The organism is Bacillus sp. BD48, from assembly GCF_046566805.1.
GTDB classification, from domain to species: Bacteria; Bacillota; Bacilli; order Bacillales; family Bacillaceae; genus Bacillus; species Bacillus safensis.
Genome location: NZ_JANGFM010000004.1, coordinates 140,451 through 163,546 on the forward strand (window position 1 = coordinate 140,451; position 23,096 = coordinate 163,546).

General features: G+C 42.6%; 21 protein-coding genes. 17 read left to right on the plus strand and 4 right to left on the minus strand.

All coding sequences use genetic code 11. The features are described from left to right. Nucleotides 1-105 precede the first annotated feature (105 nt). The 7 genes from ACLGGR_RS13215 to ACLGGR_RS13245 all read left to right on the plus strand — a co-directional run bounded on the left by ACLGGR_RS13215 (nucleotide 106) and on the right by ACLGGR_RS13245 (nucleotide 6,729). Complete coding sequence (locus ACLGGR_RS13215) at nucleotides 106-1,431, plus strand: DegT/DnrJ/EryC1/StrS family aminotransferase (protein ID WP_323650031.1); 1,326 nt, start codon at nucleotides 106-108, stop codon at nucleotides 1,429-1,431. Further along, complete coding sequence (locus ACLGGR_RS13220) at nucleotides 1,406-2,272, plus strand: HAD-IIB family hydrolase (protein WP_142946495.1); 867 nt, start codon at nucleotides 1,406-1,408, stop codon at nucleotides 2,270-2,272. The genes ACLGGR_RS13215 and ACLGGR_RS13220 overlap by 26 nt, the downstream gene beginning before the upstream one ends. Continuing rightward, nucleotides 2,269-3,315: a Gfo/Idh/MocA family protein gene (locus tag ACLGGR_RS13225; RefSeq protein ID WP_024424339.1), complete on the plus strand. Its 1,047-nt coding sequence runs from the start codon at nucleotides 2,269-2,271 to the stop codon at nucleotides 3,313-3,315. The genes ACLGGR_RS13220 and ACLGGR_RS13225 overlap by 4 nt, the downstream gene beginning before the upstream one ends. 54 nt (nucleotides 3,316-3,369) lie before the next feature. Beyond that, a complete protein-coding gene (locus tag ACLGGR_RS13230) occupies nucleotides 3,370-4,560 on the plus strand; it encodes an MFS transporter (protein ID WP_410973230.1) in 1,191 nt (396 codons plus the stop codon). Between the two features lie 103 nt (nucleotides 4,561-4,663). Next, on the plus strand, nucleotides 4,664-5,293 hold the full coding sequence (locus tag ACLGGR_RS13235) for a LysE family translocator (RefSeq protein ID WP_024427245.1): 630 nt from the start codon (nucleotides 4,664-4,666) through the stop codon (nucleotides 5,291-5,293). A 103-nt stretch (nucleotides 5,294-5,396) separates the two neighbouring features. Further along, complete coding sequence (locus ACLGGR_RS13240) at nucleotides 5,397-5,780, plus strand: UPF0715 family protein (protein WP_410973231.1); 384 nt, start codon at nucleotides 5,397-5,399, stop codon at nucleotides 5,778-5,780. A 190-nt stretch (nucleotides 5,781-5,970) separates the two neighbouring features. Then, nucleotides 5,971-6,729: a YqcI/YcgG family protein gene (locus ACLGGR_RS13245; protein ID WP_323650025.1), complete on the plus strand. Its 759-nt coding sequence runs from the start codon at nucleotides 5,971-5,973 to the stop codon at nucleotides 6,727-6,729. Here ACLGGR_RS13245 and ACLGGR_RS13250 read toward each other — a convergent pair. Next, complete coding sequence (locus ACLGGR_RS13250; protein WP_034283246.1) at nucleotides 6,724-8,040, minus strand: amino acid permease; 1,317 nt, start codon at nucleotides 8,038-8,040, stop codon at nucleotides 6,724-6,726. The genes ACLGGR_RS13245 and ACLGGR_RS13250 overlap by 6 nt on opposite strands. Nucleotides 8,041-8,152: 112 nt before the next feature. Between ACLGGR_RS13250 and ACLGGR_RS13255 the strand changes: the two genes are divergently transcribed. Both ACLGGR_RS13255 and nadE read left to right on the plus strand, forming a co-directional pair. Then, nucleotides 8,153-8,749: a DUF1989 domain-containing protein gene (locus ACLGGR_RS13255; protein WP_024427248.1), complete on the plus strand. Its 597-nt coding sequence runs from the start codon at nucleotides 8,153-8,155 to the stop codon at nucleotides 8,747-8,749. Nucleotides 8,750-8,947: 198 nt separating this feature from the next. Continuing rightward, nucleotides 8,948-9,769 carry an ammonia-dependent NAD(+) synthetase gene (nadE, locus tag ACLGGR_RS13260; RefSeq protein ID WP_410973232.1) on the plus strand — a complete coding sequence of 274 codons (822 nt, stop codon included), beginning with the start codon at nucleotides 8,948-8,950 and terminating at the stop codon, nucleotides 9,767-9,769. A gap of 157 nt (nucleotides 9,770-9,926) precedes the next feature. On the opposite strand, the gene ACLGGR_RS13265 is transcribed toward nadE, so the two are convergent. After that, complete coding sequence (locus ACLGGR_RS13265; protein ID WP_142946491.1) at nucleotides 9,927-10,544, minus strand: hypothetical protein; 618 nt, start codon at nucleotides 10,542-10,544, stop codon at nucleotides 9,927-9,929. Between the two features lie 1,194 nt (nucleotides 10,545-11,738). Here ACLGGR_RS13265 and ACLGGR_RS13270 point away from each other — a divergent pair. Continuing rightward, complete coding sequence (locus ACLGGR_RS13270) at nucleotides 11,739-12,851, plus strand: response regulator aspartate phosphatase (RefSeq protein ID WP_410973233.1); 1,113 nt, start codon at nucleotides 11,739-11,741, stop codon at nucleotides 12,849-12,851. A gap of 249 nt (nucleotides 12,852-13,100) precedes the next feature. Here the strand turns inward: ACLGGR_RS13270 and ACLGGR_RS13275 are convergent, their stop codons facing one another. Continuing rightward, nucleotides 13,101-13,400, minus strand: coding sequence for a hypothetical protein (locus tag ACLGGR_RS13275; protein ID WP_410973234.1), 300 nt, complete (start codon nucleotides 13,398-13,400; stop codon nucleotides 13,101-13,103). A 239-nt stretch (nucleotides 13,401-13,639) separates the two neighbouring features. Between ACLGGR_RS13275 and ACLGGR_RS13280 the strand changes: the two genes are divergently transcribed. From ACLGGR_RS13280 to ACLGGR_RS13310, 7 genes are all read left to right on the plus strand, one after another. After that, complete coding sequence (locus ACLGGR_RS13280) at nucleotides 13,640-14,497, plus strand: citryl-CoA lyase (RefSeq protein WP_142946489.1); 858 nt, start codon at nucleotides 13,640-13,642, stop codon at nucleotides 14,495-14,497. Beyond that, nucleotides 14,494-15,927 carry an aldehyde dehydrogenase family protein gene (locus tag ACLGGR_RS13285; protein WP_251216836.1) on the plus strand — a complete coding sequence of 478 codons (1,434 nt, stop codon included), beginning with the start codon at nucleotides 14,494-14,496 and terminating at the stop codon, nucleotides 15,925-15,927. Before ACLGGR_RS13280 ends, ACLGGR_RS13285 begins: the two co-directional genes overlap by 4 nt. A gap of 9 nt (nucleotides 15,928-15,936) precedes the next feature. Continuing rightward, the gene (gene aroD, locus ACLGGR_RS13290; RefSeq protein ID WP_410973235.1) at nucleotides 15,937-16,710 is read left to right on the plus strand and encodes a type I 3-dehydroquinate dehydratase; all 774 of its coding nucleotides are present in this window, start codon (nucleotides 15,937-15,939) and stop codon (nucleotides 16,708-16,710) included. Between the two features lie 38 nt (nucleotides 16,711-16,748). Then, nucleotides 16,749-18,509 (plus strand): thiamine pyrophosphate-binding protein, encoded by a 1,761-nt coding sequence (locus tag ACLGGR_RS13295; protein WP_251216838.1) that lies wholly within the window; start codon nucleotides 16,749-16,751, stop codon nucleotides 18,507-18,509. Between the two features lie 23 nt (nucleotides 18,510-18,532). After that, nucleotides 18,533-18,913 carry a cupin domain-containing protein gene (locus tag ACLGGR_RS13300; RefSeq protein ID WP_142946485.1) on the plus strand — a complete coding sequence of 127 codons (381 nt, stop codon included), beginning with the start codon at nucleotides 18,533-18,535 and terminating at the stop codon, nucleotides 18,911-18,913. 125 nt (nucleotides 18,914-19,038) lie between these two features. Then, the gene (locus ACLGGR_RS13305; protein WP_080701232.1) at nucleotides 19,039-20,241 is read left to right on the plus strand and encodes a CaiB/BaiF CoA transferase family protein; all 1,203 of its coding nucleotides are present in this window, start codon (nucleotides 19,039-19,041) and stop codon (nucleotides 20,239-20,241) included. Nucleotides 20,242-20,286: 45 nt separating this feature from the next. Then, complete coding sequence (locus ACLGGR_RS13310; RefSeq protein WP_041116578.1) at nucleotides 20,287-21,600, plus strand: MFS transporter; 1,314 nt, start codon at nucleotides 20,287-20,289, stop codon at nucleotides 21,598-21,600. A gap of 40 nt (nucleotides 21,601-21,640) precedes the next feature. Here ACLGGR_RS13310 and ACLGGR_RS13315 read toward each other — a convergent pair whose 3' ends face one another. Continuing rightward, nucleotides 21,641-22,999 carry a hypothetical protein gene (locus ACLGGR_RS13315; RefSeq protein ID WP_410973236.1) on the minus strand — a complete coding sequence of 453 codons (1,359 nt, stop codon included), beginning with the start codon at nucleotides 22,997-22,999 and terminating at the stop codon, nucleotides 21,641-21,643. Between the last annotated feature and the right edge of the window lie 97 nt (nucleotides 23,000-23,096).

The window sequence follows — 23,096 nt, forward strand, 5'->3', positions numbered from 1 at the left end:
ACAAATCCTTTACACAAAGTTATTGTTCTGAAATCGATAACATCATTTACAATGTGAAACAAGTTAAATATTAACAAAAGGAATTGATTAATTGGAGGGAATGGAATGCAAATATTGACGAAGATATCAGGTAAAAGCAAGGATTATCTTCCTTTGCTGGATATGATCAATCAAGGTGTTCAAGTAAAGGCCGATTCAGTTGAAAAGCATCTAGCAAATGAAAAGCTGGTGACGTTCCTTGAGCAAGATATAGAGCGCACAGGTTTGGAAAAAATTCTCTTCCATTATAAACAAAATAAGGAAAAAAAGATACCGTTTCTGCCAGTTGACAAACTGATTTCAGAGGATGAAATCGATGATATTATGCTGGTGCTGAAGGAAGTATTGAGCTCTGGCCGTTTTACTTCAGGGCCATATATTCCGACGTTTGAAAAGGCGATTGCTGAGTACTTAGGGAAAAAATATGTCATTGCCACGTCAAGTGGAACAGATGCATTGATGATCAGTCTCATATCAGCAGGTGTCCATCCAGGAGACGAGGTGATTTTGCCGGCCAATAGCTTTGCTGCAACAGAAAATGCAGTGCTTGCCATTGGGGCTGTTCCTGTTTATGCCGATATCGATCCAGAAACCTACTGCTTGGCACCAAGTGAAATAGAGAAGCATATCACAGATAAAACGGTATGCATTCTACCGGTTCATTTATATGGAAAGCAAGCGGATATGAAGGCGATTTCGGCGATTGCGAAACAGCATGGGTTGAAAATCATTGAAGATGGCTGTCAAGCGATTGGCAGCAGCGGACTTGGTGCTTATGGAGATGGACTTGTTCTCAGCTTTAATCCATACAAAAATCTTGGGGTCTGCGGAAAGGCAGGAGCCATCGCTACAAATGATGAGGCCCTAGCGGAAAAATGCATGGAGATCAGCTATCACGGATTTGAAGCTGGAAAGAAAAATGTCAAACGCAGTGACTACGGCTTTAATTCCAAAATTGATAATTTGCAGGCAGCGATCGGACTCGAACGAATGAAGTATTTAGGATTGCAAAACTTTAAACGTTTTTACTTAGCCAAGCGATACATTGACCAGCTGCAAACGCTTGAGGATGAAGGATACATGAGGCTTCCGAAGCTGACGGATGATCATGTATGGCATCTATTCCCGATCAGAGTACTGAAGGGAGACCGCGATGAACTGGCAGCGAAATTGCTGGAAATGGGCATAGAGACGGATGTTTATTACCCGATTCTATCTCATCAGCATCAAACCAATCTTGTTTCTCAAAAATATAGACAAACGACACTTCCACACACGGAAAAAGCAGCGCAGCAATTACTTCACTTGCCGCTTTATCCAGGAATGCCGCTGCAAGATCAGGAGAAGGTCATCGAGGGGGTTCAACATGTTATCAAGTCTTCCATTCAATAAAAAACTGCTGAATCAGCCGAAGAATCCGCAGTGGATCGTCTTCTGTGACTTTGATGAAACCTATTATTCTCACGGAATGACAGAGGAGCAGAGAGAGGATATCAAGCGGCTGGAAACCTTTGTAGCAGAAAAGAGTGAAGCGGGACAGCTCTTGCTGGGCTGGGTGACGGGAAGCAGTCTTGATTCTGTCACGAGCAAAATGGAAAAGGGTGGTTTTCATCAATTCCCGCATTTCATTGCGTCGAACTTAGGGACTGAGATTGTATATACGTCGGATGCTCATTTTGGACAGCCAGATGCAGAGTGGATGAAGAGGCTGGATGCGCAGGGCTTTTCAGATGAAAAAATCGAAGACATCCTGAAAACAATCCGAGAAAAGGGAATTTCCCTTAGGCCGCAAACGCAGCTGGGCAGCTCAGGGTATAAGAAGAATTTCTATTATCAGGAGCAGGATGAGCGGACGGATCTTCATCATCTATCATTTATCCAAACACTGGCTAAAGAGCGAGGCGTGGCGGTCAACATCAACAAATGCAACCCGCTTGCAGGAGATCCTGCGGATTGCTATGATGTCGATTTTTTACCAGTCGGAACAGGGAAGGATGAAATTGTCCGCTTTATGCTGAACCAATATGATTTATCGAAAGATCAAGGCTTTGCCTTTGGTGATAGCGGGAACGATTTGCGGATGCTTCAATCCGTCACACACGGTTTCCTTGTCCAAAATGCGACAGCCGAAGCCAAACGGCACCATCACCAAATTTGTCATCATGGGTATGCAAAAGGAATCTATGAAACACTGAAAACAGTGATGTATAAACATGAGGAGGCACATTCATGAAGAAAATTGGAATTGTTGGAGCAGGGAATATTGCAAAAGCACATGCAAGAGCATTATCAACGATTAAAGGTGCAGAATTATCCGGTGTCTATGATTTGCATGAGTCGGTCGCACAGGGATTCATTAAACAGTACGGCGGACGTGTGTATTCAAGTATTGAGACACTGGCAGATGCATCTGATGGGTTGATTATTGCTTCTCCTAATTTTTGTCACAAAGACCATGCCCTTCAGTCACTAAGAGCAGGACAGCCGATTTTATGTGAAAAACCGATGGCTGTGTCGCTGAAGGAAGCGAAGGAAATGGTGGAGACAGCCAAACAGTTCCAAGTTCAAGCCAGTATGGGCTTTAACTATCGTTATTTATCCTTTGTGAATATATTGAAGAACTTGATTGCTAACGGTGAATTAGGACGCATTTTGACCGTCAGAACTCATTTTAAGAAAAACAGTGCCCTCAGAAGAAAGACATTTTCATGGAGAGACAGCGGCGAAAGTCTGCGTACGAGCGGTGCGCTAGGGGATCTTGGCATTCATTTGATTGATATGCTGTGGTACTTGTTTGGCAGTGAAATGAAGAAAGAATCTCTTAACACCAAGATGCTGACACATGTAAAAGAAAAAGAAGAGAAAAAGGTTCAGGTGGATGATCATACCGAAATTTTCGGGCAGATGGAGAATCAAGTGTTCTTTCATTTGGTGACATCCAAAAGCACGCAGCCTGAAGAATGTGGATTTAGTGTAGAAGTCGTTGGTCATGACAAGGTATTCAAATACCATACGAACATGAAAAACGAATATGAGATCAGTGATGGATTGTGTGTGGAACGTCATCAAATGCCGCAAACTTTGCTGACAGATCCGCCAAATGAATTTTACGGATGGTCCGATACATTCCGCGATCAGCTGATGCATTGGGTGAATACTGATCCATACCCATCTCATATGAAGGTCGCTGATTTTGAAGATGGTTATCGCGCACAGGCTGCGCTCAATACATGCTTTGAGAGGGAAGAGGCAGTCGTCTCTGCCCAGGCATATTAAAGAGGTGGAGCGGAGGATGTCATGACTCCGCTCCTTTTTAGAGGAAGTGAAAAGATGAAAAAGGTATTTTATTTTGGCTGTGTCTTTTATTTTTTTATTGGGACCATTCATGTGTTTTTTGGCAGCTTAACGCCTTATTTGCTGTCGAGTTACGATAAGGGTCCCGGGGAATTATCATGTTTAATTTTTTTTCAGTTTATTGGTTTTTTGAAAGGTGTTCTGCTATCTCCCATTCTAGTGAGAAAAAAAGGCTATGGCGCTGTTCTGACCATGGGTCTTTTGCTGATGATCGGCTCACTTCTGCTGGGGCTATTGGTGCCCGGATGGACAACGCTTGTGCTGGCAGGTTTTTTTCTTGGGAGCGGCGCAGGCAGTCTTGAGACAACAGCCGGAGCGTATGTCATTTCGATGGCTAATAGTGCAAAGCGAATCAGTATCATGGAGGTCTTTTTTGGATTAGGTGCGCTGTTATTCCCGCTAGTGATTCTGCTGACTGTCACAGAACAGACATGGCAGTATGTGTTTTTATTTCAGGTGGGTGCGCTGACATTTTTCCTTATGCTTTGGCTTGTTTTTATGAACAAGCTGCCTCATGGGCAGATGGATGCTCCTTTAACAGGAGGGACGAGGAAACCGTCCTTGCTTGTTGATCGAAATAATCGAATGATTGTGGTGATCATGATTTGCTTTGCCTTTTTCTACGCAGGGATTGAAACGAATTTTGCGAACTTTTTGCCGTCGATCATGCTGGAAAAAGGGGGAGAAAATTGGGGCCTCTTTGCGGTCTCTACTTTCTGGACAGCGATCGTCATCGGCAGAACCGTGATTGCGAGAAAAGCCGATCAACTGCATCCGCTGCGTTTTTTAAAGCTAAGCGCATCTCTGATGATTCTGCTGCTTGTGATATTTGCTCTGACAACCCACATCGCCGCGCAGCTGATCCTCATCTTTTTCATCGGCCTTTGTGCAGCTGGCATGTTCCCAATCGCACTGACAGCATCTGCTTTAATGATTGAAAATGCCATCGATGAGGCGACGAGTTATTTTATTGCAGCCGCAAGCTTAGGCGGAGCCTGCTTGTCCTTTTTGATTGGATTTAGTCTAGAATGGGCAGGAGCTGCAAGTGCCGTCTTTGTATTTGCCTTCTTAGCTGTTCTTCTGTTTACAGCTGCGATTCAAATGAATCGTTCTAAGAAAAAAGAAACGGTACATGCGCAGCAGTCGGCACTGAAAGCAGATCGCTAAGCGGCTCCCCGTGGTCCACCTGAAATGATGACAAAGGACTTGTACTAAAACGCAGAAAGTTTGAATAACATGTACAAGTCAGCATCAAAAGGAGGACGTCTATGTGGCAGTGTTTTTTGGTTATATCTTTTTAGGGTTGTCACTTTCAGCGCCTGTTGGGCCAGTCAATGCAGCCCAAATCGACAGAGGGATTAAAAGTGGATTTTGGCATGCGTGGATATTTGGTGTGGGGGCTATGGCTGCGGATATTGTCTATATGCTTCTCATCTATTTTGGTGTCGCCCAGCTTTTGACTGCACCTCTTGTAAAGACCTTTTTGTGGCTGTTCGGCTTTTTCGTTCTGACCTATACCGGCATTGAAAGTCTGCGTAAAATCAATTTGCAGGAGAGTCCGAAAAAGCATAGCGGAAACACTTCATTTGGCCAGTCGTTCATGAGCGGATTTATCATTTCTTTATCTAATCCGCTCAGTATTTTGTTTTGGCTTGGCATCTATGGCAGCATTTTAGCCAATACGATCGAAAAGTATGGAGCTTCCCAAATGCTCATGTACAGTATGGCTATTTTTATCGGCATGCTGATCTGGGATTTCAGCATGGCGCTGCTTGCTAGTTCGTTTAGGCGTTATTTAAGTGAACGTGTTTTACATGGCTTATCTGTTCTGGCAGGTCTATCTTTACTTGGTTTCGGCGCCTATTTTGGGTATCAAGGGATCATGGCGTTGATTGGATAGAAAAACAGACTGACACATTCAGTCTGTTTTTTGTAAGGATTGACAGACATAACACATTCTTGAATAATGGTGGAATATTAAATGGTTTGAAGGAGCTTCTGCTATGCGTATGTTTCTGCCAGTATTCAACTATGTGTGTATGCTGATTTTATCAGTCATCACTGCAACATTCGTTTATATGTTATTATTCATGCAGCCTGAAGTGGGCTTTAGTTATGTGGAGATGACCAGTCTGTTCATTTTGCTCGCTTATGTCATTTTTGCTGCACCGATTCAGTTTGTTTTACACCGGCATCCTAAGAGGTTTCGAAGCCGTGACTTACTGATTTATTTTATTGCGGCATGGGTGGTGTGTTCGGCTTTGGCTTTATGGATTGATTATGGGCTTGTTGTGTTCATGAGCTATAAAGTCTATCTGTTTAGCTTCTCAGCCGCCCTTATTTATTGGGTGCTGGATTCCGTCTTTTTGATGAAGAACCGATCATAGGATGACGAAAGGCGTTCTATTAACTTTCACTAGTTTGTTCATACATAATAGAATTAAAGAAACAAATACCTGCTCAATTTGAACGGAACCCCCATCCTGACATGCACAAGGAAAGTCGTGGAAGGACAGTCACCACAGCCATTTCCACCTCATAGGCTATGAAGAAGACGCTAAAACGAGGTGGAAGGAAATGGCCCAGCTGTATGCAAAAAGTTGCCTTGATCAAAATCTACGATCACTAGAAGAATGGAAGCAGGACGCTTTCACAAAATTTGGCGAGATGGTAGGAGATGAAGCAGATACATTCCCTTGTGTACCCGGAAGACAGGGATTTTTTCTCGATCATTTACGCTATGGGTTTGTCGGTGACCCTAGGAAAGAGGAAGCGGTTGATGAATTAGCCCATCTGCTGAGAGAATATCAAGGCTGTGCGAAAGAAACCGGTCAATATGCTTCATTTATCTGTTTTTTTGAAACACCGCAGGACTTAAAGGAAAGTTCGCTTGAAGAGTTTGAGCAGCAGTTTTGGTCGCTGCTTCAACGGCTGCATCATAAAGATGAAGAACCGTGGCCTGAGGAAATCCCGCTAGATACTCATCATCATGAGTGGGAGTATTGCTTCCATGGAGAGGCGTATTTTATTTTGTGTTCCACACCTGCTCACAAGCTTAGAAAAAGCCGCCACTTCCCTTATCTCTTGATGGCGTTTCAGCCTAGATGGGTGTTTGAGAAATTGAATGGGTCGACCAAGTTTGGACAAAAAATGAGCCAGCTCGTTCGCAAGCGGCTCAAAGCATATGATGAGGTCAGTGTTCATTCATCATTAAAATGGTACGGTGACCCGGCCAATCATGAATGGAAGCAATACTTTCTCCCAGATGAAGAGGCGGAGAAACCAGCCTCCGCCAAATGTCCATTTACTGCATTAAAAAACATGATGAAATTATGATGCGGTCTGATCCTGCTTCCACTTTTTCCTCATAAATAGCACCATGATGGCAATCACTGCAATGATCCCTAGGCTGATAAAAAAGCCAGGTCGTCCGCTTGCCTCTGTTAATGTGCCTGAAACGGCGGCTCCAATTAAGAGCAGCGCAAGAATCATTTCGCACGTTTGGCGAGTGGATGGCTTGGATAACTTTTTACTTGAGAACAGAATAAAGATCCATGTGTACAGCAGGGTAAGACCAGCTGCTGTTGTGAGATGCTCGTAGATGTGTTTTGACAAAAAGAGTGCAAGCAAAATTGAGACAATTAAGCCAGCAGCAGTTAAGATAATCGAAGACCACCTCACATGAGATGGGTCTTTTTGTTTAAAGCAAGCAGGTGCATCTTGATGCTCTGACATTGTGCCGAGCAGTGTTGTGACCGCATAGAGAGAGGCAACCAATGTCGAAAAACCGGCAATGATGAAAATGCCATTAAAGATATGAAGAAAGATTGATAAATGAAACGGCTCTAATGATGTAATAAATGGACTGCTGTTCTCATTAAAGGCTGTCACTGGGACAAGCAAGAGAGCAAGTCCGATTGAGACGATATAGATGACCGCTAGAATGATCAGCATGACACGTCCAGCTTTTGCCGCATCCTTCGGGTCTTTTAAATGAACCGCCATCAGCCCCATGACTTCAATTCCTCCAAATGCATAAAACGCGTAAATCAATCCATTCCAAAGACCAAGCGGCCCAAGCGGCATCCATTCGTGATCCTTGTTAGGCAGATGCAGGGTCGGTTTATGTTCTGTCAAAATGCCGAATAACACAAGCACCGCAAGAATCATAAACAGAAAAATCGCCGCTGTTTTCAGTACCGCAAGAACATTTTCTGTCTTTTGAAAAGAAGAAAGCCCGATGATAATGACGAGCAGGGCAAGAGCGGAATAAATCGCAGAAAACACCCAAAGCGGAACAGAAGGAAACCAGTGGCGGGTAAATAGAGAAATGGCTGTCAATTGACTCCCTGTAATCAGCATTTCTGCAAACCAATATACCCAGCCATTGCTAAACCCTGCCCAGCGTCCATATGCTTTACGAGCATAGGAACAAAACGACCCTTTATCAGGGTTATCAGCTGTCATCGCAGCCAAATGTTTAAAGACGAGATACGTTCCGACCGCAGCAAGCAAAAAGGAAATGCAGACGGAATAACCGGACTTTGTAATGGCGATGCTGGAGCCAAGGAAGAACCCAGTGCCAATTGTACAGCCGACTCCGATGAGAGAAAGCTGCCACCAAGATAAAGATTGTTCTTCTTTCAATGCAAGTGCAACACCTTTCTATTTCAATGACATTAGCTTGTGACCGCCTCTTTTTTTTATACATGATCAAGGGGACATTTTGGGCATACTGTCATGGAAAGGAGTGCATGTGATGAACGGAGAATACGTCATTTTACCAAAGGGTAGACTCGGCTTTCGTTTAGGAAAAGGCCAATGTATGCGAGTGGTTGATGTCGAAGGCCAGCAAGTAGCAGATGTGATGGCCTATCATGAAAAGGATTTTTATGAAAAATTTGACCAAGGTGCGACAATGGACAGCCTATTTTCATCCAAAGTGAAAAAAGGTGATAAGCTCTATTCTAATTTATATAAACCGATGTTTACGATCATTGAAGATACAGTGGAATGCCATGATTTATACATGCCCGCCTGCCGCCAAGAGATGTATCAGCTTTTATACGGCAGGACGCACTTAGAGGTCATGCATACATGCTACGATAATTTGCGGACTGCCTTTGAGCCCTTTGGGATTCCAAAGGAGGATATGTACTATCCTTTTAATGCCTTTATGAATACAGTCATTGATGAAAAAGGAAAGCTGTCTGTGGAGCAGCCAAAATCGCTGCCCGGTGACTACATTCGCCTTCGGGCTGAAATGGACCTCATTGTGGCCGTGTCTGCATGCCCTGCTGATATTGGGAAGTGCAATGGATCAAGCTGTACATCCATACGGGTAGAAATCGATTAAAAAAGAAAAGGACCAGTCAATCAAGACGTGGTCTTTTTCACTTGTGAATGTTTGATCATCTCAGAAATAGGGGAACGTCTAACAAAATGTTCTTGATGAAAACATGGTATAATGAAGATTCAAAAAACGTTGTTAAATCAATGAATTGTGAGTAAAACCTGTTCTCTTCATGTAGAGGATGCTTAGGAGGAAAAGTGTATGAGTTTGCAGAAAAAGATCAGCCAAGAGTTGCATGTGCAGCCCTCAATTGACCCAAAGCAGGAGATCGAAAAACGGGTTGGATTTCTAAAAGAGTACTTGAAAAAAACCGGGGCAAAGGGATTCGTACTCGGCATTAGCGGCGGGCAGGATTCAACGCTTGCCGGACGTCTTGCGCAGCTTGCTGCATCTGAGCTTCGTCAAGAAGGAAAAGAGGATGCAGTCTTTATTGCGGTACGCCTTCCGCACGGTGTGCAGCAGGATGAAGATGATGCGCAGCTCGCTCTATCATTTATTCAGCCAGACAAGTCATGGAAATATGATATTGCACCTGCCGTGTCAGCATTCAGTGATCAATATCAAAAGGAAACGGGCGGACCATTGTCTGACTTTAATAAAGGGAATGTCAAAGCACGCATGAGAATGATCGCGCAATATGCTGTCGGTGGTGAGGAAGGATTGCTTGTCATCGGTACAGATCATGCAGCTGAAGCAGTAACCGGCTTCTTCACGAAGTATGGTGATGGCGGTGCCGATGTTCTTCCGCTCACAGGTCTGACAAAACGCCAAGGCCGGGCGCTTTTAGAAGCGCTAGAAGCACCGGAACGCCTGTATTTAAAGAAACCAACAGCCGATCTGCTGGACGACAAACCTCAGCAAACGGATGAAACAGAACTCGGTATTACGTACAGTGAAATTGATGATTACTTAGAAGGAAAACCAGTGTCAGATCAAGCAGCAGAAGCGATTGAAAAGCGCTATGTTCAATCAGAGCATAAACGCCAAGTACCCGCTTCCATGTTTGATGACTGGTGGAAATAAAAAAAGACCTCTCCAGAAGATGGAGAGGTTTCAGGCTGTCGAGAAAATCTCGACAGCTTTATTTTTTTCCTTAAAGTTTCCATCTCCAAATTTTATAATAGAGATAAGTCCCACTAAAGGAGGTGTTTTTTCTTATGTTGTTGCTTAACAGTAATTTTTAAGGTATTTTTACAGTATATGCTAAATCAACAAACATAATATTTACGCCTACATCAACTTTCTTATATTTGTTTTTAACTGCCCATGCAACAGCACCAGAAGTTCCAGCAGTAATAGCCGCAGCGGCTCCAGCACCCCATGGTCCAGCAGCAGCAATTCGACTTGTGTACCAACCGATATATCCGGCTGCAAATCCACCTGCTACTATGGCATTCATGCTTCTAACTTTCGGTCCTAATTTGAGGTGTAAACCTACAAAACCTAATGTCTGCATGTCACCTTTTTTCTCATTCTCTTCAAAGCTAAATTCTTCTGATTTCATTGAAGTCATTAGTAGACTGTCGTGTTCTGAAATTCCCATTTCCATAAGGGTTTCTTTATCAGCTGTAAAATGAATATTTCCATCCTTATCTAATTCGAAGTAATTAGATAGTTTCTCTGCTAATTCCAATTGTTTTTTATCTACACTGACTGGAGGGGTCTCATTATTACCTTGACTGGCATGACTAATCATTGGAGAAGAGAAACCAAATGTAATAGTAAGTACACATAACACTACTAGAAATTTTTTAAACACACGTACCACTCCTATTTGTTTTTTGGGTAACGCATACATGATATTTCCTTCTATTGGGGTGGAATACTTAGAGGTTAAGGAGATTAATAAAATGTATTTATTCTTATTCACTTTGATTTATTGTGTAATCACACAGATGTTGAGTTTTTCCTTTGAGATGTCTTTTGGTGTGTACTTGATAGGTTTAGCTTTAATCAAAGGACTTTCCAGTGGGGAAATTAAAGACATCTTTAATTTCAAAAAGACAAGGGACGTGTTCAAAGAAAACAGATTTATAGATTCTTTGATGGAATTGTTTTCTTTGGTAATAGTGTTTATTAATGCATACATAATTGATTATGAACCATTCTCTCCCTTTGAGTTTGTTTATACTTTTTTCTTGCTTGTAGTTCTGTACAGGTTCCTATTTTGGGGGATCATAAGAGAGTCTAAAAAATGGTTGCATAAAGAGTCATAAGAGACATGGGCTTATAAAAATCACTCACTTTCTTTGATATATTCCAATGCTACCATTTATTTCTTTATAATTGGAAATATGATGGAAATTTTATTTTCCAGTTGCGGTGTCCGCAATTAAGGTTCTTTTAATTGGGAGGAGAAATTTCGAATAGAGAAGAATTAGATTGTCAATTATCGTTAATGAACAGGCTGGAGAGCATGTTTTTTTGTTTCTTAATATTTTGTTTTTGTTGAAAAAATTCCATTTTGCTTGCGGTGTCCGCAAGCATTTTTTTTATTTTTCAGTGCTTCATTTTGACGGATTTTTTTTGTGATAAAATCCAGTCACTGCGGAGGTGAATCATGTGAAGGTAGAAGTAGGAATAAACCTGTTTGAGATAGGATTACTCATTCTAGGTGTTTCAGTTTTGTTTTTAATCAAAGCTAATGAGGAACGAAAACGAAAAAGAAAGAGCTAGGCTGCTTCTTGAAAGGCGCTTGACGGAAATCAAGAGATTTTAACACTCACATAGAGGTTTACTTAAAAATTTCAGTTGAGATCGCTCAGATTTGATTCTGATCGCTTTTTTTGTTTAGGTATTAAAAGTAGGGGTAGTGTGTCAAAAACGCTTATAAGGGCTTTAAATGTGTTTTTCGTTTTGGCTACTGAAATCAGTTTGAAAATCTGTTTGCGAGATACCGAAAATTTTCAAAATTGGAACTAAAATGGGTTTTGGACGTATTTCATGTGCTAGGATTTAACATAAAACGGCAAAAATTGAGGGGGATGAATAAATGGCAGCTGTATCTTCAGCGAAAATCGGTCAGAAGATTAATGAATGGTATCAGAATATCAAGAGGCTGAATGTAACAGATGCGGAAATGCTTCGGAGTGAGATCAGAAGGGATTTAGACATCATGGAGGAAGATGAGCAAGCTGTTCTTTATTTTCAGCTTATGGAATTCCGCCACGAACAAATGCTTGAATACATGAATCTAGGAGCTCGGAAATTAAACAAAGCGGAGTACCTGCGATCAGTTGAAGGGCAAGGGCGGAAGCTTACTGGAATCTTGGAATACTATTTTAATTTTTTCAAAGGGATGTATGAGTTTTCGCAAGGTGATTACATTACTGCGATTACTTTTTATCGACAGGCAGAAAAACGATTGGATCGAGTGGCGGATGAAGTTGAAAGAGCAGAGTTTTACTTCAAGATGGCAGAGATTTTCTATCACATGAAGCAAACTCAAATGTCTATGTATTACATCATGCTAGCCCTTGATACATATAAGGCGCACCCGACTTATCTTGTCCGAGAAATTCAGGCTCGTTTTGTTGTTTCAGGAAATTATATTGATCTTAACAGTTCTGAAAAGTCTCTCCCGCATTTAGACAAAGCATTAGAAAAATCACATGCGATTAAGGATGAATTAATGATTGGTATAAGTTTGATGAACTTGGGTCACTGTTATTCTAGTTTGGAAAAATATCAGTTGGCATTAGATCATTTGGAGGAAGCTGAAATTTATTTGAAACGTCATTCTCACATACGAGCAGTCCTTTATCAGCAGACTCTGATCCATTTTAAATTGGGTAACGATGAATTGGCCAAGGAATATTTGCAGCGTGGCATAGATTATCTAAAATCAAACCCTGATCAATTATTCGAATCTTTGTACGATTTTCTTGTAAACCTATATATAAAGCCACTTAATCTTGATGATCTCAAGGATATTTTGAAACGATTTGATAACATTAGGGGTTATCCATATTTAGAAGAACTGGCATTAGAGTCCGCAGAATTTTATACTAAATGTGAGCGTATGGAGGAATCTGTATATTTGTATCAGCAAATGGTGTACGCTCAAAAACAAATTCGAAGGGGCGACTGTTTGTATGAACATTAGAAAAAGCTTTGTTTTAGCTGGTCTTGCGATCATGATGTTGGTTGGTGGTTCATATCTGAATCATACCGAGACTGCTATGGAGTTGGCTATTCGATTAGGTACATGAAAAATGGCAGACCTTTTGGGTCTGTCTATTTGGAAATTCTTCTGGAACAACGCCAATGCACTAACAGACACTCAGAAAAAATCCCTTCCAATTGGATAGGGATTTTTTGAATAAGCTGCGATCTAATTCAAAGTTGCATAACCCTAATCAACAACAAACAGTACGGCCGTTCCATCTTCGTATTCATTTAGTTGATGGGACACCCAAGATCCCGCACCTTGATTGTCTGAAGGAGATAGGTATTCTATATCGGCACCTTCTTTATCAATCGTGCAAACGGCAGAAGCACCCTTTTTTATAGCATTTTTTATGTGTCGTGCTGTTTCTGGATACTTATCAGTCGGAAACTTCAATTTCACATCATACTGAGACCTCTCCATCATCTGGAGAGGTCTTTTTATGTCGAATTTCAAGCGGGTTTGACAAAATAACCAAAATTTCATTAAATTAGTAGAACGATCTACTTAAGTCCATTTAACTAAATACCGATTTCTTTGATCAAAAAAAGCAAACATAATTAGTTCGATTCACTTAATTTCATTTCTGTTGACAGTATTTTCAGAAAAAATGATTGACGAACAAAAAGAATGCGCTTACAATGAAACCACATTCCGAAAAGTGAAATTAGATTCCACTGGATGGAATAAAGGGGTGATCCACCTCCAAATAAGAAGCTAAAGGAATGATTCACACAATGAAAAATCGAAGTGCACTGGAAATTTACAAAGAGGGAGGCGCTTGGTGGGAGACTGAGATTAGTCATATTCAAAAAAATTCAATTGAACTTCGAGGGTATCCGATTGAAGAACTGATTGGTGAATTGTCTTATCCACAAATGCTTTATTTACTGCTTGTTGGTGAATTATTAGATGATTCAAAAGCAGCTCTTTTTGAAAGTGTTCTTGTCGCAGGTGCGGACCATGGACCAAGAGCGCCATCTATTGCAGCAGCCAGAATGGCGGTGACTTGCGGCATTTCGTTTAATTCCTCTGTTGCAACAGGGGTGAATCTATTAGGTGACATTCATGGCGGAGCCGGAGAGAAGGCCATGCGTATGTTATACGAGGCCAAAGCGATCTACGATGATCAAAAGGATATACACTCTGCGGCAAAGCAAGTGTGTCAAACATGGTTAAATCGCAAGGAAAAAATTCCGGGAATCGGCCATCAGCTTCATGATGACGATCCGAGGGTGAGACGTCTATATGAGCTGAGTCACACACATGTCCAGCAAGGTCTTATCAGTGGCACATATTTACGGTTAGCCGAAGCGATTAGACATGAGCTTGAACAACTGAAAGGGAAGAAAATCACGATGAATATAGATGGTGTATCTGCTGCCATTCAATGTGAATTAAACATTCCAGCAGAAGCAGCAAAAGGCATTTTTTCCTTATCCAGAGGAATGGGCATCGTGGCGCATGCATATGAGGAGCTGACAAAGGGAGCCCTCGTGAAGGGACCTTGTCCGAATGAAGAAAGATTGGTTCGTTATGCAGGACATGGAACGCGGCACTTGAAGGAGGGAGAAAAAATTTGAGTGATTTAAAAGCGTTGTCATATATAAACGGCGAGTGGCTGGATACCGGTCGTGTCAAAACAGATATCATCAATCCTTACTCAGGAGAAAGGATCGGAACATCTTATCTCGCCTCATCAGAAGACATAGAACAGGCACTTTCTATTGCGCAGCAGGCTAAAAAACAAATAGCGGAAATATCGGCAATCGAACGCTCAAAGCTTCTAACAAAAGCAGCCACCTTACTTGAAGAACAAAAAGACCATTTTGCAAAACTGATTTCGCTAGAATTAGGCAAACCGCTTAAAAATACAAGAGATGAGGTCTCGCGATCAATCGAGACGCTGGCGCAATCGGCGGAAGAGGCGAATCGATTAATAGGTGAGACTATTCCTGGCAATGTATCATCGCGTGGACAGGGAGCAATGGCCATGACATTTAAAGTACCAGTCGGAGTTGTGCTGGCGATTACCCCTTTTAATGCACCGCTCAACTTAATTTGCCACAAAGTCGGTCCAGCCTTTGCGGGAGGGAATGTCATCATTTTGAAGCCTGCACCGCAAACATCAGCTGTTGCCACAGCGTTTGTCGAACTCCTTCTCGAAGCAGGGTTTCCTGAGGCTGGTTTGCAGCTTGTAATTGGAGGAGTCGACGCCGGGAAACAGTTAGTCACTGATGAAAGAACGAATCTCATCTCTTTTACCGGCGGGGCTGCCGGAGGCGAACATATTACAACCTCTGCGGGATTAAAAAAGGTACTGCTCGAACTCGGAGGGAATGGCGCGACGATTGTTCATCACGATGCAGATATTGAACAAGCCGCATCCATGTGTGCCAAAACAGGCTTTAGTAATTCCGGTCAAAGCTGTATTTCTGTTCAAAGAATTTATGTCCACCAGGAAATTATGCCGTCGTTTACTGAGGTATTAAAACAAAAAGTAGAGCAGCTTGTCGTTGGAGATCCGCTGTCCAGTGAGAGTGATATCGGCTGTATGGTCGATGCACAGGCCGCGCAGCGTGTTGAGGCATGGATACAAGAGGCAGAGAGCATGGGTGCCCAGCTTTTATGTGGGGGAAAAAGAAATGGAGCGAGCATCACACCGGCTATTTTGCTAAACCCTCCGAAACAGGCCAAGGTCGTCTGTGAGGAAGTGTTCGGCCCAGTTGTCAGCATTCTCCCTTATGAGGAGCTGGAGGAGGCAATTAAAGAAGCAAATGATAGTCGATATGGTTTGCAGGCAGGGATCTTTACGAATCAGCTGGATGTGGCATTACACGCAGCAAAAGAGCTTGAAACTGGCGGGGTTGTCATCAATGGGACATCGAATTTTAGACTGGATCATTGGCCTTATGGTGGGATTAAGCGAAGTGGCCTTGGAAGAGAAGGTCCGCGTTTCGCCATCGAGGAGATGACCGAAACCAAAATGGTTGTGCTTCCACAGGGTCTGTGAAAGGGGCGTTTGGATGTGAATGCATTTCAGCAAAAGGTAAAAAGTGTGCAGACAGGCGGTCAGCCAATGATTTGTACGCCGCTCATCGGACAAACAAAGGAAGAATTGTTTCATGAGATCGAGGTGTTAACTGAGAAGAAGCCTGATGTGATAGAGTGGCGGGCGGATTTTTTTCATCACCTTCATGACAAGGAACAAGTGATAGAAACCCTTAAGGGAATGGTAGAAAAGGCAAAGGGCATCCCATTTTTATTCACCATTCGCTCTGAAAAGGAGGGCGGCGAAAGTATATCACTCTCGGAATCTGAGAAGGTTTCTTTGCTTGCCGAGCTTTGTTCCACTCAGCTTGTGAACGCCGTTGATTATGAATTGATGCATGATGTGACACATATACAGCAAGTCAGTCAGGCGGCTAAAAGAAATGGGGTCACCTTGATTGTGTCGTATCACGATTTCCATCGTACCCCTGAGGTAGATCGTCTCGTGCAGCTATTCGTCAATGCAGAATCAGTCGGCGCCGACATCGCAAAGATCGCAGTGATGCCGCATTCCTATGACGATGCATTAACACTGCTCTCAGCGACCAGCCAGGCGAAAAAGCAGCTGTCAATTCCCGTTATTTCGATGGCAATGGGGGAATACGGGGCTTTTACAAGAATGATTGGCGGACTTTTTGGATCTGTTATGACCTTTGCTGTAGGGAAAGAAAGCTCAGCCCCCGGGCAAGTGGCGATACAGGATTTGAATAATGTTCTATCTATTGTGTTTTCAAAGAATAAGTGAGTAGCAGATTCATAGCTGCACCGTGAGAGGAGAGAAACATGAAGAAGAATATTTCTACACAGGTTATTCAGTACTTAGAAAATCGGGGAGTCGAGCATATTTTCGGTCTCTGTGGTCATACGAATATTGCTTTTTTATCAGCGCTTGAAAAAAGCTCGATTCAATTTGTAAATGTCAGGCATGAACAGATAGCGGCACATGCAGCAGATGGTTATGCGCGAGCAAAGAAACAGACGGCTGTTGTTCTCAGTCATCTAGGACCCGGACTCACCAATGCGGCAACAGGAGTAGCGAATGCAGCACTTGATTCCATTCCAATGGTTGTTATTGCAGGAGATGTCCCAAGTCATTACTACGGAAAGCACCCACACCAAGAGATCAATCTTCATTCCGATGCCTCTCAATACGAGGTTTACCGGCCGTTTGTGAAAAGAGCATGGCGAGTCGATATTCCAGAATTATTTCCAGAGATTTTATCAAAAGCATTTCAGTTAGCTGAAAGCGGCCGTCCTGGCCCGGTGCTTATATCTGTTCCAATGGATGTGTTCTCAAAGGACCTAGATGTGTCCCTGTTTGAACAAATCAACCATCATACACACACCATTGAAAAACCTTCTATTGATGATCAAACGGCCAATCGAATATTAGATCGATTGCTGCAGGCAGAAAAGCCGCTCTTATATGTAGGGGGAGGCATTTTACTAGCTGATGCAGCTGAAGAATTAAAGGCATTTTCTGACCATCTAAGTATCCCTGTTGCCCATTCTTTGATGGGGAAAGGAGCTATGCCGGATGATCATCCAATGACCCTTGGAATGACAGGGTTTTGGGGGACAAAATTTATCAATGATCAGTGCAAAGAGGCGGACTATATATTGGCTTTAGGCACCCGTTTTGCTGAAGCTGATGCGAGTTCGTGGGAATCAGACTATACATTCCGCTTCCCATCAACCAAGCTCATTCATATTGACATTGACCCGAATGAAATTGGACGTAACTATCCTGTTGAAATTGGAGCAGTAGCCGATCTTAAGCAAGCCTTGACTGTACTCAATCGAGTCGCGAGAGAAAGACTCCCGAAAGGGCTGAATCGACCTGAATTGAAAAAGGAAATTGCGGCATATCGTAAGGAGTTTCAGGCGGGCAATCTGACGAATGTTCAAGATGAATCCTTCCCAATGAAGCCGCAGCGTATTTTGCAGGAAGTGCGGGAAGTATTGCCGCCAGATGCCTTTATTACAACGGATGTTGGCTGGAATAAAAATGGGGTCGGACAGCAATTTCCTGTGCTCACGCCAGGAACCATTTTAACGCCAGGCGGCTTTGCCACGATGGGATTTGGAGCACCTGCCGCACTTGGGGCAAAGATTGCCCAGCCTGACCGTGTTGTTGTGTCACTCGTTGGAGACGGAGGCTTCGGTCAAAATCCATCCGTACTCGCAACAGCCGTTGAAGAAAACATTCCTGTTGTGTGGATTGTGATGAATAACAGTGCGTTTGGCACAATAGCCGGCTTGCAAATGGCGCACTATGAAACGACGTACGGCACTGTTTTTAGAAAAGGTGGAGAAAGCTATTCACCGGATTTTGCTGCCATTGCGAGAGGTTATGGAATGAAGGGGATTAAAATCACCTCTGCTTCTGAATTCAAAGAAGCCTTAGCTGAAGCCATTGCCTCTCAGGAGCCTTGCGTTATTGATGTAGCGATGAAAAATGATCCTGTTCCTACGGATGGACATTGGAATATTAATGATATTTATTCACCAAATTCAAAGCGCTCACATGTCAGCGTGAATTAAACATAACGAGGGAGGAATTAACAATGAAAATTAAAGTATTGAATCCGTTTCAAGATGGGAACCCATTATGGTTAGGCTTAGAGCGTCCAGAGGAGCAAATGATTCGAAAAGTATTTCAAACCATTACACCAGATACTGTTGGATCAGAGCATATGATGGCGGGTCTCACCATTTTTGAACCAGGGGAAGCAAGTTCAGTGCACAATCACCCGGGTTCAGAGGAATTTGATTATGTGATTAAAGGATCTGGCGAAGTCATCTGTGATGGAGAAAGGCAGTCTTTTAAACAAAATGATTTCATGTTCATTCCAGACGGTGTCCCGCACCAGCATGTAAATACAGGAGATGAACCTTTATGGCTCATTTGGCTCTACACGCCGCAAGGACAGCTTCCAAAAGATTAAAAAAACTGCACCGGAAAGCCCTCCTTTTGAATCATCAGGGCTTTCCGGGTCAATCAGAAAGATGAAAAGGGCTAAAATAGAAATGATTTTAGCCCTTCATCACTTGAATGAAAGGGAGTCAAGCAATGAATATGAATACACCGCTCGAAGGAATAAAAATATTAGACGTCTCTACGATGATTGCTGCACCCTATGGCGCGGTGCTTCTAGGGGATTTTGGTGCAGAGGTCATCAAAGTCGAGATTCCTGGTAAAGGCGATACGCTGCGGCATGTTGGCCCTTTTGCAGATGGGGAACCACTTAGATGGTCAGGTCTCTCACGGAATAAGAAATCCCTTACACTGGATCTGCACAAAGACGAAGCAAAAGACATTTTTAAAAAGCTTGCAGGTCAGGTCGATGTGCTGATTGAAAATTTCCGCCCTGGAACACTTGAAAAATGGGGCGTTGGGTACGATGTATTAAAAGAAATCAACCCTCGGTTAATCATGATTCGTGTATCGGGTTATGGACAAACGGGTCCGTTTAAGGACAAGGCTGGATTTGGAACACCGGCAACGGCGTTTAGCGGCTTTACATATATTCAAGGGTTTCCAGACCGGCATCCAGTCAGCCCTTCCTTTTCTCTCACTGATTATATTGCTGGCATCTATGTGGCCTTTGCTACTGTGACAGCGATGTATTACAGGGATACACATCCAGAAGGAACTGGGCAAATGGTGGATTTGGCCCTCTACGAATCTGTGTTTCGTATGTTAGAGTTTTTGGTTGCAGAATATGACAAGCTTGGGAAGGTGCGTGAGCGTTCACCGGGGCTAAGCGGTCATTCAAGCCCTGCCGGTACCTATGAGACAAAAGATGGGCATTATTTGGTTCTTGTGACGAGTACAGATTCGACCTTCAATCGATTGGCAGAGGCAATGAATCGTTTAGATTTACTAGAGAATGAAAAATTTGCGGTCAATGCATCCAGGCTGAAGCATAACAAAGAAATGGATGCGATCGTTTCTCAATGGATCGCGTCAAAAACAAGGGATGACGTATTAGAAATTTTAGATACACATGGCGTACCTGTGAGCCCAATCTTAAGTATTCGGGATATTTTTGAGCATCCGCAATTTAAAGCAAGAGAGAATATCGTTGAGGTGCATCACCCTCGTCTCGGAAAAGTGAAGGTGCCTGGGATCATTCCGAAGTTTGAAAAAACACCTGGAAGTATCCGTCACATTGCCCCTGATTTAGGAGAACATAATTATGAGATTTTAACAAATATGCTTGGCTTAACAGAAGAAGAGTGTAAGCAGTTAGAAGAAAAAGGGGTTATTTAATACGCTCAACCGAACCGCACGCTGCGGAAACAAAGGAGGATGGTTATGAAAGTGCATTCAGAACTGAAGGGGAATGAATTGCAGCCCGCATATGTGAAACCAACGAAAGCCCGTTTTGGCATATTGATTCTGTTGTTTTTTATTACCGCTATTAATTATATTGATCGAGCCAGTGTGTCCATTGTTGCTCCTGCGATTCAATCTTCATTGCAATTAAATCCTGCCTTATTAGGCCTGATTTTTTCGGCATTTAGCTGGACATATACAGCAATGCAAATACCAGGCGGTTTTATTCTCGATAAATTTGGCTCAAAGGTAACGTATGGGATATCACTCGTTACTTGGTCTATTTTCACAGGCTTACAGGCGTTTGCGAACAGCTTTGCCTTTTTATTCGGCTGCCGTTTGTTTATTGGGATTACAGAATCTCCCGCATTTCCTGCAAATAACCGTATTGTCACCACATGGTTTCCAAGGCGGGAACGGGCTTTTGCAACAGGAGTATATACAGCTGGAGAGTATGTGGGTCTTGCCTTTGCGACACCTCTTCTTTTTTGGATCATGACGACTTTCGATTGGAGAACCGTCTTTATTACGGCAGGTGCGCTCGGTATCATATTTGCTTTCTTTTGGTACAAGTATTATCACGAACCGAAAGAGCATCCGAAGGTCAATGAAAATGAGTTAGATTTAATCCGGCAAGGTGAAGGGCTGACAGTCGCATCACAGGAGAAGCTGAAATGGGCAGACTTTGCCGCCCTTCTAAAATATCGTAAATTAATCGGGCTTTATATTGGCCAATTCTCTGTTGCGTCTACACTTTTTTTCTTTTTAACATGGTTTCCGACCTATTTGGCAGAGGCGAAAAATATGGCGTTTCTCAAGGTAGGTTTTGCTGCTTCTCTTCCTTACATTGCTGCATTTTTTGGCGTCTTGTTTGGAGGTTATGTGTCTGATTGGCTGCTCAAAAAGGGTGTATCCGTTAATGTAGCGAGGAAGCTGCCGGTAGTGGTTGGCTTGCTGATGACGAGTACCATTGTTTTAGCAAACTTTACAACGAATATCCCGCTTGTGCTGACCATTTTATCCATCGCTTCATTTGCGCAAGGACTGTCTAATATCTCTTGGACGATGCTGTCTGAGGTGGCACCGAGGGAAATGGTTGGGCTGGCTGGCGGCGTATTTAACTTTTTTGCTAATTTAGCTGGAATCATCACTCCGCTGATTATCGGATTCATCGTGTCGGCGACAGGCTCATACAACGGGGGGATTTTATTCGTCAGTTTAGTCGCTTTAGGCGGGGCATTGTCGTACATTTTCATTGTAGGTAAAATTGAACGAATTCAATTAAAACCATAGCGAGAAAGCAAAAGAGAACTCAAAGGTGAGTTCTCTTTTTTCATGTATAAAAGATAACAGTGATGATCGCTGCACATGTGATACCCATGCTGATATAAAGGCTAGCAAACCATATATTCCAGCGAGTGATACGGTAAGGGTTGACCTTCATCAAATCAGCCAATAGGGAGACAGAAACATTAAAAGGACTAAACATAACAGTTGATGTTCCAGCAACGATCAGCATGATTGCGATGGGAAGAGCAGGAAGTTCATGGATGACTGGTGCCATCATGCTGACTAACAAAGCAAGTGAGACAAGCGGGTGAAAGCCGCAAAGAGCGGTGATCAGAAAATACAACCCAATGACACAATAAACCCAAATGGCATGGTCAGATATATTGACAATAAATGCTTGAATCGGCTGCATGCTGTTTGTGGCAAGCAGCATATCGACAAAGAAACCAGCACTTAAAAATAGACACATATAATTGGAGAGCTGACGGGTTCGTTCTTTCCAATGAGGAACAGAGACGGCGATATATTGTTTTCTTTTTTTGATAACAGAAGAGAATAATAGAGCAAATGGAATAATCGTCAGTACAACAGCGAATAAATAGCCTTTCCCAATCCATGCATCGACAAGTGAGACGACTGTCATAAAACTCAGCAGCATGAAAGCGAGCTGAAGGGTTTTTCGCTTAATTCGATGAGGATTGGCGTTTGTTTCTGCAGACTGAATGATATTTGGTAATCGTTTGCTTTGACGAGAAAAAAGCATCCAATCTATCGCGAGCACCACGACCATTAAACCAAAAGTAATAGGTGCAATTTGATAATATTTTAGTTTGGTTGCATCAATGGTGACGCTTACCAGCACTTCAACAGGACTCCAGCTTAAACACAATGCATATGACCTTAAGAGGTTGCGTGTATAAAGATGTTGTTTCACTTGTTCTTTTAGGGATTCGAGCGACGGTTTGAGCGATGTATATAGTAAGGGAATCGTCGCGATATTTAAAAACATGCCGAGAATATGAGTGACAAATGAACTCTTGCGATAAAGCTGGTTTGAGCTCGTTGTACGCAGCGTGAGCAGTTTATTTAATTGTGTATCGAAATGTCCAACATGTATGAGAGAATGAATAAAAGGCAGCATGAAAAAGAGAGAAAGCAAGCCCAGCATGGAATGAAAGTGAAGAAAAAACGTGTGCAATGGCTGGCCGGATAAGAAGAATAAGAACAAACCAATGATGAGAAATACAGCACCTGTTTTCAAATAAAGCCCATTTGCTTTCTTAAAAGAAATGGTGAGTGAAGCAGCGGCCAGCAGACCAACAAAATAGGAGAGTATGTAAGCAGGAAATAGTTGATGAACAATATATAAACTAATAAGAAGTGTAAAAACGAGCAGGTACATTCAAATATCTCCTCCATCAAATATCTTCAATTGATTTTATTCCGACTGGTGGAATTTGTTTTCTTTTAGTGGAACGTTTAAAATGGATTATAGCAAA

Excerpts from the sequence above, each read along its gene's own strand:
- ACLGGR_RS13215 (WP_323650031.1), top strand. The coding sequence starts at position 106 with ATGCAAATATTGACGAAGATATCAGGTAAAAGCAAGGATTATCTTCCT.
- ACLGGR_RS13220 (WP_142946495.1), top strand. The coding sequence starts at position 1,406 with ATGTTATCAAGTCTTCCATTCAATAAAAAACTGCTGAATCAGCCGAAG.
- ACLGGR_RS13225 (WP_024424339.1), top strand. The coding sequence starts at position 2,269 with ATGAAGAAAATTGGAATTGTTGGAGCAGGGAATATTGCAAAAGCACAT.
- ACLGGR_RS13230 (WP_410973230.1), top strand. The coding sequence starts at position 3,370 with ATGAAAAAGGTATTTTATTTTGGCTGTGTCTTTTATTTTTTTATTGGG.
- ACLGGR_RS13240 (WP_410973231.1), top strand. The coding sequence starts at position 5,397 with ATGCGTATGTTTCTGCCAGTATTCAACTATGTGTGTATGCTGATTTTA.
- ACLGGR_RS13245 (WP_323650025.1), top strand. The coding sequence starts at position 5,971 with ATGGCCCAGCTGTATGCAAAAAGTTGCCTTGATCAAAATCTACGATCA.
- ACLGGR_RS13255 (WP_024427248.1), top strand. The coding sequence starts at position 8,153 with ATGAACGGAGAATACGTCATTTTACCAAAGGGTAGACTCGGCTTTCGT.
- nadE (WP_410973232.1), top strand. The coding sequence starts at position 8,948 with ATGAGTTTGCAGAAAAAGATCAGCCAAGAGTTGCATGTGCAGCCCTCA.
- ACLGGR_RS13265 (WP_142946491.1), bottom strand. The coding sequence starts at position 10,544 with ATGTATGCGTTACCCAAAAAACAAATAGGAGTGGTACGTGTGTTTAAA.
- ACLGGR_RS13270 (WP_410973233.1), top strand. The coding sequence starts at position 11,739 with ATGGCAGCTGTATCTTCAGCGAAAATCGGTCAGAAGATTAATGAATGG.
- ACLGGR_RS13275 (WP_410973234.1), bottom strand. The coding sequence starts at position 13,400 with ATGAAATTTTGGTTATTTTGTCAAACCCGCTTGAAATTCGACATAAAA.
- ACLGGR_RS13280 (WP_142946489.1), top strand. The coding sequence starts at position 13,640 with ATGATTCACACAATGAAAAATCGAAGTGCACTGGAAATTTACAAAGAG.
- ACLGGR_RS13295 (WP_251216838.1), top strand. The coding sequence starts at position 16,749 with ATGAAGAAGAATATTTCTACACAGGTTATTCAGTACTTAGAAAATCGG.
- ACLGGR_RS13300 (WP_142946485.1), top strand. The coding sequence starts at position 18,533 with ATGAAAATTAAAGTATTGAATCCGTTTCAAGATGGGAACCCATTATGG.
- ACLGGR_RS13305 (WP_080701232.1), top strand. The coding sequence starts at position 19,039 with ATGAATATGAATACACCGCTCGAAGGAATAAAAATATTAGACGTCTCT.
- ACLGGR_RS13310 (WP_041116578.1), top strand. The coding sequence starts at position 20,287 with ATGAAAGTGCATTCAGAACTGAAGGGGAATGAATTGCAGCCCGCATAT.
- ACLGGR_RS13315 (WP_410973236.1), bottom strand. The coding sequence starts at position 22,999 with ATGTACCTGCTCGTTTTTACACTTCTTATTAGTTTATATATTGTTCAT.